The sequence below is a fragment of the Litoreibacter sp. genome (genome assembly GCF_058136045.1).
Genome location: NZ_JBYVDD010000008.1, coordinates 231,394 through 245,446 on the forward strand (window position 1 = coordinate 231,394; position 14,053 = coordinate 245,446).

16 protein-coding genes are annotated in these 14,053 nt (G+C 59.1%); 6 read left to right on the plus strand and 10 right to left on the minus strand.

Features of this window, described 5'->3' with window-relative positions:
* Positions 1-5: 5 nt before the first annotated feature.
* Entirely contained in the window at positions 6-932 is a 927-nt protein-coding gene (locus tag AC3Y7R_RS13215) for a DMT family transporter (RefSeq protein WP_490042516.1), read from the minus strand.
* Positions 933-1,033: 101 nt separating this feature from the next.
* Here AC3Y7R_RS13215 and AC3Y7R_RS13220 point away from each other — a divergent pair, with 101 nt between their 5' ends.
* Positions 1,034-1,825 (plus strand): inositol monophosphatase family protein, encoded by a 792-nt coding sequence (locus AC3Y7R_RS13220; RefSeq protein WP_490042517.1) that lies wholly within the window; start codon positions 1,034-1,036, stop codon positions 1,823-1,825.
* A 16-nt stretch (positions 1,826-1,841) separates the two neighbouring features.
* Here AC3Y7R_RS13220 and AC3Y7R_RS13225 read toward each other — a convergent pair whose 3' ends face one another.
* Both AC3Y7R_RS13225 and ygfZ read right to left on the minus strand, forming a co-directional pair.
* Positions 1,842-2,315, minus strand: coding sequence for a tRNA (cytidine(34)-2'-O)-methyltransferase (locus AC3Y7R_RS13225; protein ID WP_490042518.1), 474 nt, complete (start codon positions 2,313-2,315; stop codon positions 1,842-1,844).
* 127 nt (positions 2,316-2,442) lie between these two features.
* Entirely contained in the window at positions 2,443-3,201 is a 759-nt protein-coding gene (gene ygfZ, locus AC3Y7R_RS13230; protein WP_490042519.1) for a CAF17-like 4Fe-4S cluster assembly/insertion protein YgfZ, read from the minus strand.
* Between the two features lie 64 nt (positions 3,202-3,265).
* On the opposite strand from ygfZ, the gene AC3Y7R_RS13235 reads away from it, so the two are divergent.
* Positions 3,266-3,952: a TIGR04283 family arsenosugar biosynthesis glycosyltransferase gene (locus AC3Y7R_RS13235; RefSeq protein WP_490042520.1), complete on the plus strand. Its 687-nt coding sequence runs from the start codon at positions 3,266-3,268 to the stop codon at positions 3,950-3,952.
* A gap of 93 nt (positions 3,953-4,045) precedes the next feature.
* Positions 4,046-5,257: a pyridoxal-phosphate-dependent aminotransferase family protein gene (locus tag AC3Y7R_RS13240; RefSeq protein ID WP_490042521.1), complete on the plus strand. Its 1,212-nt coding sequence runs from the start codon at positions 4,046-4,048 to the stop codon at positions 5,255-5,257.
* Between the two features lie 13 nt (positions 5,258-5,270).
* On the opposite strand, the gene AC3Y7R_RS13245 is transcribed toward AC3Y7R_RS13240, so the two are convergent.
* Complete coding sequence (locus tag AC3Y7R_RS13245; RefSeq protein ID WP_490042522.1) at positions 5,271-6,374, minus strand: pyridoxal phosphate-dependent aminotransferase; 1,104 nt, start codon at positions 6,372-6,374, stop codon at positions 5,271-5,273.
* An 81-nt stretch (positions 6,375-6,455) separates the two neighbouring features.
* On the opposite strand from AC3Y7R_RS13245, the gene AC3Y7R_RS13250 reads away from it, so the two are divergent.
* Both AC3Y7R_RS13250 and AC3Y7R_RS13255 read left to right on the plus strand, forming a co-directional pair.
* Positions 6,456-6,620, plus strand: coding sequence for a Tat pathway signal protein (locus tag AC3Y7R_RS13250; RefSeq protein ID WP_490042523.1), 165 nt, complete (start codon positions 6,456-6,458; stop codon positions 6,618-6,620).
* Between the two features lie 38 nt (positions 6,621-6,658).
* Positions 6,659-7,435: a crotonase/enoyl-CoA hydratase family protein gene (locus AC3Y7R_RS13255; RefSeq protein WP_490042524.1), complete on the plus strand. Its 777-nt coding sequence runs from the start codon at positions 6,659-6,661 to the stop codon at positions 7,433-7,435.
* 55 nt (positions 7,436-7,490) lie between these two features.
* Here the strand turns inward: AC3Y7R_RS13255 and AC3Y7R_RS13260 are convergent, their stop codons facing one another.
* The 6 genes from AC3Y7R_RS13260 to AC3Y7R_RS13285 all read right to left on the minus strand — a co-directional run bounded on the left by AC3Y7R_RS13260 (position 7,491) and on the right by AC3Y7R_RS13285 (position 13,351).
* The gene (locus tag AC3Y7R_RS13260; RefSeq protein WP_490042525.1) at positions 7,491-10,628 is read right to left on the minus strand and encodes a valine--tRNA ligase; all 3,138 of its coding nucleotides are present in this window, start codon (positions 10,626-10,628) and stop codon (positions 7,491-7,493) included.
* Between the two features lie 73 nt (positions 10,629-10,701).
* Positions 10,702-11,466 (minus strand): anti-sigma factor family protein, encoded by a 765-nt coding sequence (locus tag AC3Y7R_RS13265; RefSeq protein ID WP_490042526.1) that lies wholly within the window; start codon positions 11,464-11,466, stop codon positions 10,702-10,704.
* Complete coding sequence (locus AC3Y7R_RS13270) at positions 11,463-12,062, minus strand: RNA polymerase sigma factor (RefSeq protein WP_490042527.1); 600 nt, start codon at positions 12,060-12,062, stop codon at positions 11,463-11,465. Before AC3Y7R_RS13270 ends, AC3Y7R_RS13265 begins: the two co-directional genes overlap by 4 nt.
* Entirely contained in the window at positions 12,041-12,418 is a 378-nt protein-coding gene (locus AC3Y7R_RS13275; protein WP_490042528.1) for a COG4315 family predicted lipoprotein, read from the minus strand. Before AC3Y7R_RS13275 ends, AC3Y7R_RS13270 begins: the two co-directional genes overlap by 22 nt.
* 156 nt (positions 12,419-12,574) lie before the next feature.
* Positions 12,575-13,015: an MAPEG family protein gene (locus AC3Y7R_RS13280; protein ID WP_490042529.1), complete on the minus strand. Its 441-nt coding sequence runs from the start codon at positions 13,013-13,015 to the stop codon at positions 12,575-12,577.
* Positions 13,016-13,030: 15 nt separating this feature from the next.
* Positions 13,031-13,351: a YciI family protein gene (locus AC3Y7R_RS13285; protein WP_490042530.1), complete on the minus strand. Its 321-nt coding sequence runs from the start codon at positions 13,349-13,351 to the stop codon at positions 13,031-13,033.
* A 111-nt stretch (positions 13,352-13,462) separates the two neighbouring features.
* Here AC3Y7R_RS13285 and AC3Y7R_RS13290 point away from each other — a divergent pair, with 111 nt between their 5' ends.
* Entirely contained in the window at positions 13,463-14,038 is a 576-nt protein-coding gene (locus AC3Y7R_RS13290) for a TetR/AcrR family transcriptional regulator (protein ID WP_490042531.1), read from the plus strand.
* Positions 14,039-14,053: the final 15 nt, after the last annotated feature.

Genomic DNA, 14,053 nt, shown 5'->3' on the forward strand with positions numbered 1-14,053 from the left:
CGTGATCAAACAGCAGGGGGCGCGGCGATGCGCGACAAGTTACGCTCCCTGTTCAAGATGTACAATCCGGCCCCCATGGTGATGCAAATGCCGACCATAGCCAGCCCGTTGGGCCAGTCCCCAAACACCACAAACCCCACGAAAGTGGCAATCGGGATTTCCAGATACTGGATCGGTGCGACCGTGGCCGAGGGGGCAAAACGTAAGCTCCATGTCATCACCAAATGGGCGAATGTCCCAAGCAGGCCAATCGCCCAAAGCATGGTCCAAACGCTGGTGCCTTTGGGGGTAACGAGTTGAAATTGCTCCAACTCCCCTGCGCCGGGGATGAAATACATTGCGCAGATGATCGGCAGGGCAATTAACCCGCTAACCGCTTGCAGGCTAATCGGGTCGGCGTCTTTGGCCACCTGCCGCGTGACCAACATAAACAGGGCAAACACCACCGCGACAACCAAGGGCAGCAGGGCAGGGGCACCAACGGCGGCAAAGCTGGGCTGGATCACCAGCAATGTGCCGATAAACCCCACGACGCAGGCCATCAGGCGGCGGATGCCGACTTCTTCGTCGAGGACGTATTTGCCCAGCAACAACATGATGAACGGCATGACAAAGGCGATGGCCACCGCGTCGGCCAATGGCAAAAATCGCAGCGACGAGAACATTGCGCCAATGCCGATGATATGCAGCACCGAGCGCAAAACCGTCAGGCGCAATACGCGTCCCGACATGCGCAGGCTGCGTCCGGTCAATACAACCAGCGGGATCAGCACCACGGCTTGAACGCCGAAACGTGTCACCAGAAGTTGGCCCAGCGGGATCGTTTCACCCAATAGTTTTGCCAAGGCGTCCCCCATCGGGGCGAGCAGGCAAAACCCGATCATAAACAAAATCCCAAGGAGCGGTCGGTCGGCGGTTGTCTGGTGTTTCATGGCTGCGACGCTGGGGCAAATGCCTTATGTTCGCAAGGGCTTTCCCTAGGCGGGCGATAGGTCTATACGCCCCTCCTAACCTCTCCACAGGATGATGACCGATGCAAGGCAGCGCAAACCTCAATGTTATGATCAAGGCCGCCCGTTTGGCTGGCCGCTCTTTGACCAAAGACTTCCGTGAAGTCGAGAACCTTCAGGTTTCTATGAAAGGGGCGGGGGATTTTGTCTCCAAAGCCGATTTTGCAGCCGAGGCGATCATCAAGGAAGAACTGATGGCCGCGCGCCCGACGTACGGCTGGCTTGGCGAGGAAAGCGACGAAATTGAGGGCACCGACCCAACACGCCGTTGGATCGTGGATCCGCTCGATGGCACCACCAACTTCCTGCACGGGATGCCGCATTGGGCAATCTCAATCGCGCTGGAGCATAAAGGCGAAATCGTCTCGGCCGTGGTGTTTGACGCGGCCAAGGACGAGATGTTCGTCGCGGAAAAGGGCGAAGGCGCCTTCATGAACGAGAAGCGGATGCGGGTGTCTGGTCGTCACAAAATGATCGAGGGCGTGTTCGCCACAGGTATACCATTTGGCGGCGGTAAATACCTGCCCGCCACGCTGCAAGACTTTGCACGACTGATGCCACAATGCGCGGGCGTGCGCCGCTGGGGCGCTGCTGCACTAGACTTGGCCTATGTCGCCGCGGGCCGCTATGATGGCTACTGGGAGCGCGGCGTGAATATCTGGGATATCGCAGGTGGTGTGTTGTTGGTCAAAGAGGCGGGTGGCTTTATCGAGCCGTTGCGCGAGGGCCAAAACCTGCTGGAAGACGGCCAGCTGATTGCCGCCAATCCGGATATTTTTCCAGCATTTGCAAAGACAATCCGCGAGCGCGAATAGCCCTCGCGGGCTGCTTTCAGCCGCCTAGCTGAGGGCGCATCGCCTGATAAATCACGGCGGTGGCGACGTTTGCCAAATTGAGAGAGCGCACCAGCGGGTTGCGCATCGGTAAGTGAAATACCCGCTCATCCATACCGTCCAATACCTCACGAGGCAGCCCTTTGGATTCGCAGCCAAATACCAAGTAAGCATCGGGTTGATAGTCCGGCGCATAAACGCTTTGCGCGCCATGTTCTTCAAAGAAGTACAGGCTCTCGCGCGGTGGTTTCCGGTCACTCAAAAAATGTTCCCAGCTGTCATATTCGCTAAGATTGACGTGCTTCCAGTAATCCTGCCCGGCCCTCCGCACTGACTTTTCATCCAAAGAAAATCCGTAGGGTTTGATCAGGATCAGCTCTAGATTCAGCGCCACACAGGTCCGCCCGATAGCACCAGTGTTGTACGGAATTTCAGGGGTCACCAAGACCAGTTTCATGCGTGGCTCAGACATAGGATGAGTAAACTTTCTCGATCTCAGGCGCACAATAGGCCCGCCGCTCGTAGCCTGTTACCCCACCTAAGGGGGCGTTAACAACGTCAAGTTTACCTGCGTAAGGGCCACTGGCGGCGCGGGTTTTTCAGTCCCTAACGTAAGACAGCTTTGCGTCTCCGGCGCTCATATCGGCCCCGGCGCGGTCGAACCGCAGGTAGGCGAGCGCGCGCCCGCCGGATTGGGTGTATAGCGTGCCCACCGCTTTGCCGTCGGCCTCAATCGGGGTGCCAACTGGCGCGCTGCCAATCACCTCGACCAGCCCCAAACCTTTGCGCAGTTGGGTTTTGTGCTTCATACGCGCGGTGACCTCTTGGCCGACATAGCAACCCTTGCGGAAATCCACGCCGTTCAGCCGCTCGAACCCGACCTCAAGAATAAAACTGTCGTCTGCGACCAGCTCCACGCCCATCTCGGGGATGCAATGGGCCACGCGCAGGGCGTCCCAATTCACATCACTGGAGGTCTCGAACGCAAAGCCGCGCCCATAGCCACGCCAGCCAAACGCCGCGTGGCGCGGATCGGTGAAGGCTCCTTTTGGCGCCTCGCCCACGCCTCGGTTCACATCGGCGTCCAACTCGCGCAGCTTTACGTCGGCGCGTAATTTGTAGAACGTCAAGCGCCGCATCAAGGCGTCACCATAGGGGGCCGCCACGTCGATCACGATTGCGTCGCCGTCCCAAGGCACCAGAAAGAAATCCACCTGAAGCTTGCCCTGCGGCGTCAAAAGTGCGGCGTAAACCAGCCCGTCCGCTAGCTTGTCCAAGTTATTGGTCACCAGCCCTTGCAGGAATTCCACCCGGTCCGCGCCGGTTACTTCGATCAACATGCGTGTCTTGTTTGCCATGGGATTCTCCGTTCACCCTTAGCACTGTCATATAGGGTTAGGTCCCGTCTATAACAGCCCCGATATGAGCGCAGTTTTCTCCATCGTGATTCCAACCCTAAACGCCGCGGCGCATCTGCCCGCGACGATAAACGCCCTTTTGCCGGGGCTAGAGGTCGGCATGATCCGCGATCTGGTTGTCTCGGACGGTGGCAGCATCGACGCAACGCTCGATCTGGCCGAGGAGGCCGGCGCGCATGTTGTTCGGGGTGAGAGTGGCCGTGGCGGCCAACTTCACCGAGGTGCGCAAGCGGCCAAGGGCGAGTGGCTGTTGTTTCTGCACGCCGACACTCATCTGGCCCCCGATTGGGTCGGCGCGGCGGCGGTGCACCGCAATACGCACCCCAATCTGGCCGCCGCCTTCCGCCTGCAATTTCGCGCCAAGGGCGTGGCCCCTCGCCTTGTGGCCCAATGGGCGAACCTGCGCACATTGGCGTTTAACCTGCCTTATGGCGACCAAGGCTTGTTGATGTCACGCGCGCTGTACGAGCATACCGGCGGCTACCCCGACCAGCCGTTGATGGAGGATGTGGCGATGGCAAAACGCCTTAAAGGCCGCGTTCGCCTGCTGGATACATTCGCCGCCACGGGCGCGGAGCGGTACCTGCAAAACGGCTGGCTGCGTCAAAGCTTGGCAAACTTTGGCACGCTCACGCGCTATAGCTTCGGGGCCGATCCTGCGGATTTGTCGCAGCGGTATCACAAAGACTGATGGCCTAAATAACGGATCACGAATTGACGCTCTGAGCGCGCCGCTCTACCTCTTGAGGTATTACAACTTTCGCGCGCTCAAAGGTCCTCTCTTATGTCAAATCTGCCCAACCTGTCCCACGGTCGTCACACGCTGGCCATTCCCGGCCCCTCGGTGATGCCGGAGCGGGTTTTGCAAGCCATGCATCGCCCTGCGCCCAACATCTATACGGGCGAGTTGGTCGAGATGACCCATTCCATCGTGCCGGACCTGAAGGCTGTGGCCAAAACCAGCGGCCATGTTGCGATGTATATCGGCAATGGCCATGCCGCTTGGGAGGCCTCCTTGGCCAATGTCCTTAGCGCCGGCGATAAGGTTCTGGTGCCGGGGGCGGCGCAGTTCTCACTGGGCTGGGCCGAGACCGCGCGTAAACGCGGGTTGGTGGTCGAGCAGCTTGATTTTGGTCGCCGCGCGCCGATTGATCCGCAAGCTGTCGAGGCCGCTTTGCGCACGGACACCGCCCACGAGATCAAGGCGGTTCTGGTGGTTCAGGTTGACACCGCCAGCTCTGCCAAATCGGATTTGCCTGCCATTCGCGCGGCGATGACTGCGGCTGGCCATCCGGCGCTGCTGATCGTTGATAGTATTGCCTGCCTTGGCTGCGATGACATGCAAATGGACGCTTGGGGCATAGATATCATGATCGCGGGCTGCCAAAAAGGGCTGATGGTGCCGCCGGGCATGGCCTTTGTGTTTTTCAACGATAGGGCCGCCGCGACCCGCCAAAAGATGGAGCGTGTGTCGGGCTATTGGGACTGGCACCCGCGTGCCAACCCTGAAAACTACTATAATTACGCCTGCGGAACTGCGCCGACGCACCACCTCTATGGGCTTCGTGTGGCGCTCGACATGATCTTGCACGAGGAGGGTTTGGGTAATGTGCTCGCCCGCCATGCGACGCTGGCGCGGGCCCTTTGGGCGGCGTGCGAGACTTGGGCAAGTGATGGCCCGTTAGAGCTGAACATGGCCGACCCGGCAGCGCGCAGCAATGCGGTGACGGCGCTGCGTATCGGTGCACCACATGGCACAAAGTTGCGCGATTGGCTGAGCGAGCAGGCGGGCGTGACGCTGGGCATCGGGCTTGGCATGGCGACCGATGATGATCCGAACTCTGACGGGTTCTTTCGCATCGGCCATATGGGCCATGTGAACAGCCACATGCTGATGGGCACGCTCGGCTCTATTGATGCAGGGCTGAAGGCGCTGGATATTCCACATGGCAACGGTGCCTTAGAGGCGGCGTCACGGGTCCTTGCAGGGCGGTAGATGTAGACACAGGCTACCGGGCAGAGGCCAGCGCTTTCGGCAAGGCCTTTGCCAGAAAATCCATGTTCCCGGGGGGGCCGCAACTGATCCGAATGGCGCGATCCTGTGGGGCCACAAACGGCATCCGCACGAACAGGCCTTGGTCTAGTAATCCGGCCAATACTTTGCGAGCGAAATCCCCGTCTTGGCCGCAATCCACCGCCACAAAGTTGGTCGCCGAGGGCAGGGGGGCCAAGCCATTGTCGCGCGCAATTTGCGCAATCCGGTCGCGCGATACGGCCACTTTTTCGCGGATGCTGTCTAGGTAGGGCTGATCGCCAAGTGCGGCCAATGCTCCGGCCTGCGATATGCGCGACATGCCGAAATGGTTGCGAATTTTGTGGAAGGCCTCGATGTTTTGCGCCTCTCCCAAAGCATAGCCAACCCGCGCGCCCGCCATGCCATGCCCCTTGGAGAACGTGCGCATGCGGATGACGTTCGGGTTCGATATATCCAGCGCGGGCGCGGTGCCGTTGGGGGCCAATTCGATGTAGGCCTCGTCCAAGATCAGCAAGCAATCATCCGGCACCGCGTCAATCATCCGTTGCATGGTCGCGGCATCGTGCCAACTGCCCATCGGGTTGTCGGGATTGGCGATATAGAGCAGCCGCGCCCCGACCTCGCGGGCCTTGGCCAGCAGCGTTTCGGGGTCTTCGTGATCGTCTTTGTAGGGCACCATATGCAGCGCGCCACCAAAGCCCGCGACATGGTAGTTGAATGTCGGATAGGCACCTGCCGAGGTCACCACCGCCGTGCCAGCCTCCACAAAAAGGCGCACCAGATAGCCCAGCAAGCCGTCGATACCCTCGCCGATCATGACATTTTCGGGGGTCACCGCGTGATGCGCGGCCAATGCATGGCGCAGATCAAAGCTCTCGGGGTCGCCATATTGCCAGACCTCGCTGGCGGCTTGCGCCATGGCGGCGATGGCCTTGGGCGAGGGGCCAAAGACGCTCTCATTGGCACCCAAACGGGCCTCAAAGAGAGCATTATTGGCGCGCTCCTGTGCCTCGGGGCCAACAAACGGGACCGAGGCAGGAAGCGTGGCGGCAAGCGGGGTCAGGGGAGGTCTATTCATGCCCGCGACTTTGACCGGGTTTCGGTGCGGCTTGCAAGAGGCATGCTTCATCCCCATCTATAACCTACGGAGGGCCTAACTATGCCACAACTCACACGCCGCGGATTTATGGCCGCAACCTTGGCCTCAGGGGCCGCACGGGTAGTACCAATCGCGCTAAAAGCGCGAAAACCACGCGTTATTTTGGAACTGATCTATGACAAAGGGCTGGGCATGCTGCGCGCAGTCGAGCGCGTCGTAAGGTAATGATGGGCAGCACGCCGATGCGCGGCTAAGCTGCTTGCATGACATATATCACCACAGAAATTACCGACGGAATTGCGCAAGTTACCTTGCGCAGGCCCGAGAAAATGAACGCCGTCAGCCTAGAGCTGCTCGATGAGCTGGTCACTGCCGCCTATGATCTGCGCGAGGTGGAGGATCTACGCTGCGTCGTTCTGGCGGGCGAGGGGCGCGCCTTTTGTGCGGGCATTGATATCACGTCTCTGGCGAGCCTGTTTGGTCAAGATATGGAACAAATCGTGGTCGCGCGCACCCATGGCGATGCGAACCGGTTTCAGGCCTTCTCACTGGCGTGGCGCGCGTTGGGCGTGCCAGTAATTGCGGCTGTGCACGGGGCCTGTTTCGGGGCCGGTCTGCAATTGGCCGTTGGTGCCGATATCCGCGTCGCGGGTCCTGACGCGAAACTGTCGATCATGGAGATGAAATGGGGCTTGATCCCCGATATGGGCGGCATGGTGACGTTGCCCAAATTACTGCGCGCGGATGTGTTGCGTAAACTGACCTACACGGCTGAAATTATCGACGCGGAACAGGCACTTGACTATGGATTGGTAACAGAGATCGCAGATGATCCACATGCGCGCGCGATGGAATTAGCCCACCAAATTGCGGCTCAAAGCCCCAGTGCTATTCGCGCAGCCAAGCGGTTGATTGCGCTGGCGGAAACCGCGCCAAGGGCCGATGTTTTGATGGCAGAATCGGTGCGGCAGGTTGGACTTTTGGGCCAGCCGGACCAGATGGCTGCGGTGATGCGCGGTATGGCGAAATCAAAAGGCTAGGCTGACTTTCAGACGCGCGCAGAAACATCGCGCGCGCACCTGTTTGCCTCTGGGCCTAGCCGATCTCGGACAACCGCTTCAGCGCGGCGTTCAGCTTGGCTTCTTCCTCTTCGCGCGCGGCCAGGTTTTCGCGTGCTTCGGCCACTACATCAGCAGGGGCAGAGGCGGCGAATTTGGGGTTGTTCAACCGCCCGCGTAGCCCGCCAAGCTCTTTGGCCAGCTTGCCTAAGCTCTTTTCTAGGCGCGCTTTTTCTGCGTCCACGTCGATGATGCCAGCCAGCGGCAACGCGAAGTTTCCGCCCGCCACGGGGATGGTGACAGAGCCTTTGGGCGCCTCACCGACGCTCACGCTGTCGATGCGGGCCAGCTTCTGGATCAGGGCGGCGTTATTGGCAAATGCCGTCTTGCCCGCATCGTCCAAATCCACTTGTACCAGCGGCACTTTCAGCCCGGCAGGCACGTGCATTTCGCCACGCGCAGAGCGCACATTGTCGATCAACGAGATCACCCAGTTCATTTCGCGATCTGCGTTTTCATCAAGTAACTCAACGCCGTAAGTCGGCCAATCCGTGTGAATTAACATCTTTTCGCGCTTGGCGGTGACGCCCCACAGCTCTTCTGTGATGAAGGGCATAATCGGGTGCAGCAAGATCATGCATTGGTCCAGAACCCATGACATTGTGGCGCGGGTCTCGGCCTTCTCGGCGTCGGTGCCGTCCAGCAATAGCGGCTTGGAGAACTCCACATACCAGTCGCAAACCTTGCCCCAAACGAAGCCATATAGCGCGCTGGCCGCGTCGTTGAAACGGTAGGCCTCGAGGGCTGCATCCACCTCGGCGCGCACTTTGGCGGTCTCGCCGACAATCCACTTGTTCACCGTAAATTCGAGGTCTGCTAACTGTCGGCTTTGTGTAGGCTTTGTGTCGGGCCCAGTGTAGGCCTCGTTCATTTCGGCAAAGCGCACGGCGTTCCATAATTTGGTGCCGAAATTTCGGTAGCCTGCGATGCGTTGCATATCAATTTTCAATGCGCCGCCGATGCTGGCCATGGCAGTGTTGGTGAAGCGCAACGCGTCTGCGCCGTACTCGTCGATGATTTCCAGCGGGTCGATGACATTGCCGGTGGATTTCGACATTTTCTTGCCCTTGGCGTCGCGCACAAGGCCATGCAGGTAGACCGTGTCGAACGGGATTTCGTCCACAACGGCGAGCTGCATCATCATCATCCGCGCCACCCAGAAGAACAGGATGTCTTGGCCGGTGATCAGGGTTGAGGTGGGGAAGTATTTTTGTAGTGCGTCGGTGTCTTCGGGCCAGCCCAGCGTGCCGATGGGCCAAAGGCCAGAGGAGAACCATGTGTCGAGGACGTCGGGGTCGCGGTAAACATATATTTTCGTGCTATCGCCCGATGCTTGATCTCGGACTTGTTCGTCAAATGGCCCATTTGCGATGTCCAGAACGTCCACGCGCTGGCAACTGTCATAGTAGGCTTTGACTTGCGTAATCATCTCGCTTTCAGATGCGGCACAGAAGGCCAAAGTTGCCCCATAGTTTGGTGTATGCTGGCATTCCTCATCAGGAAGCTCGTCCGCTAGCTCCGAAAGCGACGTGCCAGTAGTAAACGCTTTGATTTGTTCTTCGGTCAATCGCTTTGGCGTTTTCAACAACGAAGGCCCATACCAAACCGGTATCTGGTGCCCCCACCACAGCTGGCGCGAGATGCACCATGGCTCGATGTTGTCGAGCCAGTTATAATACACTTTCTCGCCTGACTCTGGCATGATTTTCACGTCGCCATTGCGAACGGCATCCAGTGCGGGGCCGACGATTTTGTCGGTTTCTACGAACCATTGATCCGTCAGCATCGGCTCGATCACCACTTTGGAGCGGTCGCCAAAGGGTTGCATGATTGGCTTGTTTTCGACGTAGGGGATGGTGGGTTGTAAACCCACCCTACCTTCCTCGTCAGCGTCAGCCCAAGCGGGATTGGCGATCATGACGGCGAGGCCCTCATTGGTGATATCATCGACCACGGCCTTGCGTGCGTCAAAGCGGTCGAGGCCGCGGTAAGCCTCGGGGACAAGGTTCATCGCGGCGATCATTGCCTCGTCAAATTCTTGCTCGCCATTGGCGATTGCTTGGGCAATAGCGGCTTCTTGCGCGTAGGGTTTTCCGTCGGCGCGCATGGCCGCTTTGGTGTCCATCAGGTTGTACATCGGAATGGAGCAGCGCTTGGCGACTTGGTAGTCGTTGAAGTCATGCGCGCCAGTGATTTTCACCGCGCCAGAGCCGAAATCTTTGTCGGGGTATTCGTCGGTGATAATGGGGATCAGGCGGCGTTGTTCTTTCGGGCCAACCGGAATTTCGCATAGTTTTCCGACGATTGAGGCGTAGCGTTCATCTGATGGGTGAACTGCAACCGCGCCGTCGCCCAGCATGGTTTCGGGCCGTGTGGTGGCGATTGAGATATAGTCGCGGGTCTCGCGTAGGGTCTCAACTCCGTCCTCGTCGCGCTCGATATATTCATAGGTTTCACCACCTGCGAGGGGGTATTTGAAGTGCCACATATGGCCGGGGGTTTCGACGTTTTCGACCTCTAGGTCAGAGATCGCAGTCTCGAAATGTGGGTCCCAATTGACGAGGCGTTTGCCGCGATAGATCAGGCCTTTATTGTACATCTCGACGAAGACCTTGATCACGGCCTCGTGGAAATTTCCGTCATTGCCTTTGGGTGCGCTTGGGGCACCGGACATGGTGAAGGCTTCGCGCGACCAATCACATGATGCGCCAAGGCGTTTGAGTTGGTCGACGATGGTGCCGCCAGATTCGGCCTTCCAATCCCAAACCTTTTCCAGGAATTTTTCGCGGCCCAGCTCGACTCGTTTGGGCTCGCCGTTCTCGGCCAGTTTGCGCTCGACGACCATTTGCGTGGCGATGCCCGCGTGATCGGTGCCAGCCTGCCAAAGCGTGTCGTAGCCTTGCATGCGTTTCCAGCGGATCAGGATGTCCTGCAACGTGTTGTTGAAGGCGTGGCCGATGTGCAAAACGCCGGTCACATTTGGCGGCGGGATCATGATCGAGAATGTTTCCGCGCGCGAGGCATTCGCGCCTGCGGTGAAGCAGCCCGCGTCTTCCCAAGCTGCGTAAAGGCGGCTTTCGGCCTCGGCCGCATTGAATGTCTTTTCCATCGCCATCGTGTTGATCCCTTTTGGTGCTAGGGGGGTCTTAGCGTGATGGCGCGGGGTGGAAAAGGGCAGATCGGGAGTTTTAGAACTGATCGTAGACGGCGGTGGCCAGCGTGCTCAGGTCATCACGGCCAACATCCCCGACGATAGCATAGGAAAGCGTGCCATCCTCCCAGTAGAAACTGCCGGTGTCGCCGGTGGTGTTATAGGTGAAGGAGGCCAACTGTCCGGTGGAGCCTTTGACGGCAAACAAGGTGATGCGCTTGCCACCCTCGTTTTCATACATGAATTGGGCGGCGGGGCCTTCTTCGACGGACAACAGGCGACCTCCGACAAGAGTGAAGCCTTGGACGGATAGATCAGGCGCGGCCAACTGCTCGCCGACGCGCGCGGACAGCCAGCGCACCAACAGCTCCTCTTCCGTGCCTGCGACCTCAACGGGGCGGTGCGGATCGACGGAATAGACCGCGTGGGCGGCGACGGCCTCTTGCACAAGGCTGGCCATTGCCGTGGTGTTGGGCGCTTGTAGCCCACGGGCGAACCAGCCGCCGCCCAAGCCTACGGCCATCATCGCAAGGGCTGCGGCAATCGCGGGCCAAGACAGGCCGGAGGGCGCAGTGTTGGTATTGGCGGGTGGGGGGGCAACTTGTGGCGCTGCGGTTTGTGCGGCGGCAGGGAACAGGGCGTTCAGGTCGGTGTTTTGCTGGGCCCAATCCGCAACCTCTTCGGCCACATCGGGGTTGGCGTTCAGATAGGCCTCGACCAGATCCATATCGGCAGGCGGCAATTGCCCGTCAACAAAGGCGTGCAGCATCTCTTGGGGGATGGTGTCTGGGGTGCGGGTCATGGCGCCGGATCCTGTGTTGAGGTCGCGGCCCGCAGTGCGGCGCGGGCGCGTCCTAGTCGTGACATAAGCGTCCCGAGGGGCACATCAAGGGTTTGCGCGGCTTCCTTATAACTCAGCCCGCCGATCACCACGGTCAACAACGCTTCGCGCTGGTCGGGGTCGATTGTGGCCAGCGCACGGGCGGTTTCACCCAAGGCGAGCTGTGCGGCTAACGGATCGGCCGCAACCGCAATTTGCGTGATGTCTTCGATCGCCATTTCAGGTGGGCGGGCGGTGCTGGTGCGGTGTTGCGAGCGAAAGATATTAAGCAAGATCGTCATGCACCAGGACTTCACGGTGCCGGTTGGCTGCCATAGCTCTTGCTTGCGCAGGGCGCGCTCCATGGTGTCTTGGGTCAGATCGTCGGCGGCATCGCGGTTGCGGGTCAGCGAGTAGGCATAGCGCCACAGATGCGGCATGGCAGTCTGAAGTTGGGCCTGAAAATCCGACATTCGCGCTGTGCTACCTGTTGTGGCCAAGGAGTGCAGCGCCCAAGGTTTCGGGCGCTGCGATGGGGCCACCTTAGCGGGCGCGATCAGGGTTTCGCAAGGTGCCATACGCCGCCCACACCGTCACCCGTCATGTCGCCGGGGGCTTTGTCCTTGAACCATGTGTACAGCGGCTCGCCCTTATAGGCCCATTGCATCGTGCCGCCGCGCCGCTTGATTGGCTTGAACCCGCCGCTGGCTTTGGCCTTTACTGGTGCCATCAAAGGCGGCCAGTTTTTGGCGCATCCGCCATAGCAGTTGGATTTGTTTTTCTTGTCCTTGTCGAACGTATAAAGGCTCAGGCCGCTGGCGTCGGTTAGAATGCCGCCTGCCTCTTGAGCGGGGGCGCCGGCGTGGCCGTCTGCATAGGCGTCACAGGCGGATAGGGATAATGCGATTGAGGCAGCAAATAAAATGGATTTCATCGGGTCTCTCCGTTGGATCAAATGGGCTGGCGCTTTTGGGCCAGATATAAGTACCAACGCGGCGGGGGGCTGTTTTAATCCCCAGAGGTCGAAAAAAAATATGAGAATTATGGAAATACCCCGACCAAAGCGGTAAATTCTTTGGTCGGGTTTTGCTCAGAGCAATGCGTAAATTGCGAGTGCTGCCAAGGACATGTTGGCCAGTAGCCCGCCGACATAGGCAAGGGTACGTGGTCCGCCAGCGACCTTGCCGATGCCGGAGTAATAAACCACCCAGAACACCAACCTGAACGCCAGATAAAGCGCGGCCAGCCCGTTCACCGCCCAAGGAGAGGCCCCGCCGATTATCGCTACGATCAGGGAAAAACCGAACGCGGGCAGGTTCTCGACGGTGTTTCCATAGGTGCGCAGAACCCGAAAACTCAACTTCGAGTGGTCGAAGTTGAGCGGTGCACCGGGGGTTTGCTCCTCTTTGATAAAGGCCAATGGTGCGCTGAGAAAGGACTGGATTAGCGCAACGAGGCATAAGACCGCCAGACAAAGGATCGCGGTGTGATAGGGGGCAAGGGCGGGGCTGACTTCTCGTAAAGCTTCCATGATTTCCTCCTGACGCTACATGTCCATGTCGAGCGCTTGGGCGATTTCAACTGTGCCGCCTGCGCTTAAGTGCGGGCAGGGTTTCACCATATCAATCGCGGCTTCTATGGTGTCCGCCTCCAGCACCGAGACCCCGCTGATCGGGTTGCTGCCGCCGTCTTGTGTCACGCTTTGATCGGCCATAACGGTGACGGAAGGGCCAACTGGCAATCCGGGATCAATGAGAGCACCGCCCAAGCTTTCAGCCCATGCGCGCCATGCCGTCATATGGGCCATGCCCTCTTCTTTGGTCTCGAATTGGGGGCTGCCGTGGTAGGCGAGAACGAATTTTGGCATCTGTGTTTCCTGTCAATTTGTTGGATGTGGAGGCACAATTACACCGATCTAAATATGTTAAAGAACATTTTAAAATTACTGCTAGGCTGGCACAAAAGAGGGGGCGAGAGGATGCCATATAGCAAGGAACACACGCAGCGCTCGCGCGCCAAAATTATCGAGGCGGCGCGGGTCCTGTTCAACATCCACGGGTTTCAAGCCGTGACCATAGATAGCGTTATGTCCAAGGCCGGATTGACGCGAGGTGGCTTCTATAACCACTTCAAAAACAAAGAGGAATTATTCGCCGCCGCCATCTCCAGCTTCCTGATGGGGCGCGGGGCGCAATGGCGCGCAGAGGCAGGTATCGACGTAACGCAGATGCACCCCGAGACCGCTGCGCAGATGATATCAAGCTACCTCTCGGATGCGCATTTGGGCGATGCGGAGGGGCAATGCCCGATGATTGCCTTGCCGTCAGATGTGGCGCGCAGCGGTGATGAGGTGAAGGGGGCCTATCAAGAATTGCTGACGGCGATGGTCTGGCTGTTCGAGCAAAGCTTGGCGCAAAAGGGTCAAGCGGATCGCGGCAAGGCTTTGGCGCTGGCGGCGACCTGTGTGGGTGGCATGATCCTTGCGCGGACCCTACCTGATAGCGCCTTGGCGCAGGAGGTCCGCGAAGCCGCTTTGACCTCCGCATTGGCTTAGCCGCAGCCTGTTGCC

Coding starts and splice junctions, on each gene's coding strand:
- AC3Y7R_RS13215 (WP_490042516.1), bottom strand. CDS start 932: ATGAAACACCAGACAACCGCCGACCGACCGCTCCTTGGGATTTTGTTT.
- AC3Y7R_RS13220 (WP_490042517.1), top strand. CDS start 1,034: ATGCAAGGCAGCGCAAACCTCAATGTTATGATCAAGGCCGCCCGTTTG.
- AC3Y7R_RS13225 (WP_490042518.1), bottom strand. CDS start 2,315: ATGTCTGAGCCACGCATGAAACTGGTCTTGGTGACCCCTGAAATTCCG.
- ygfZ (WP_490042519.1), bottom strand. CDS start 3,201: ATGGCAAACAAGACACGCATGTTGATCGAAGTAACCGGCGCGGACCGG.
- AC3Y7R_RS13235 (WP_490042520.1), top strand. CDS start 3,266: ATGAGCGCAGTTTTCTCCATCGTGATTCCAACCCTAAACGCCGCGGCG.
- AC3Y7R_RS13240 (WP_490042521.1), top strand. CDS start 4,046: ATGTCAAATCTGCCCAACCTGTCCCACGGTCGTCACACGCTGGCCATT.
- AC3Y7R_RS13245 (WP_490042522.1), bottom strand. CDS start 6,374: ATGAATAGACCTCCCCTGACCCCGCTTGCCGCCACGCTTCCTGCCTCG.
- AC3Y7R_RS13250 (WP_490042523.1), top strand. CDS start 6,456: ATGCCACAACTCACACGCCGCGGATTTATGGCCGCAACCTTGGCCTCA.
- AC3Y7R_RS13255 (WP_490042524.1), top strand. CDS start 6,659: ATGACATATATCACCACAGAAATTACCGACGGAATTGCGCAAGTTACC.
- AC3Y7R_RS13260 (WP_490042525.1), bottom strand. CDS start 10,628: ATGGCGATGGAAAAGACATTCAATGCGGCCGAGGCCGAAAGCCGCCTT.
- AC3Y7R_RS13265 (WP_490042526.1), bottom strand. CDS start 11,466: ATGACCCGCACCCCAGACACCATCCCCCAAGAGATGCTGCACGCCTTT.
- AC3Y7R_RS13270 (WP_490042527.1), bottom strand. CDS start 12,062: ATGGCACCTTGCGAAACCCTGATCGCGCCCGCTAAGGTGGCCCCATCG.
- AC3Y7R_RS13275 (WP_490042528.1), bottom strand. CDS start 12,418: ATGAAATCCATTTTATTTGCTGCCTCAATCGCATTATCCCTATCCGCC.
- AC3Y7R_RS13280 (WP_490042529.1), bottom strand. CDS start 13,015: ATGGAAGCTTTACGAGAAGTCAGCCCCGCCCTTGCCCCCTATCACACC.
- AC3Y7R_RS13285 (WP_490042530.1), bottom strand. CDS start 13,351: ATGCCAAAATTCGTTCTCGCCTACCACGGCAGCCCCCAATTCGAGACC.
- AC3Y7R_RS13290 (WP_490042531.1), top strand. CDS start 13,463: ATGCCATATAGCAAGGAACACACGCAGCGCTCGCGCGCCAAAATTATC.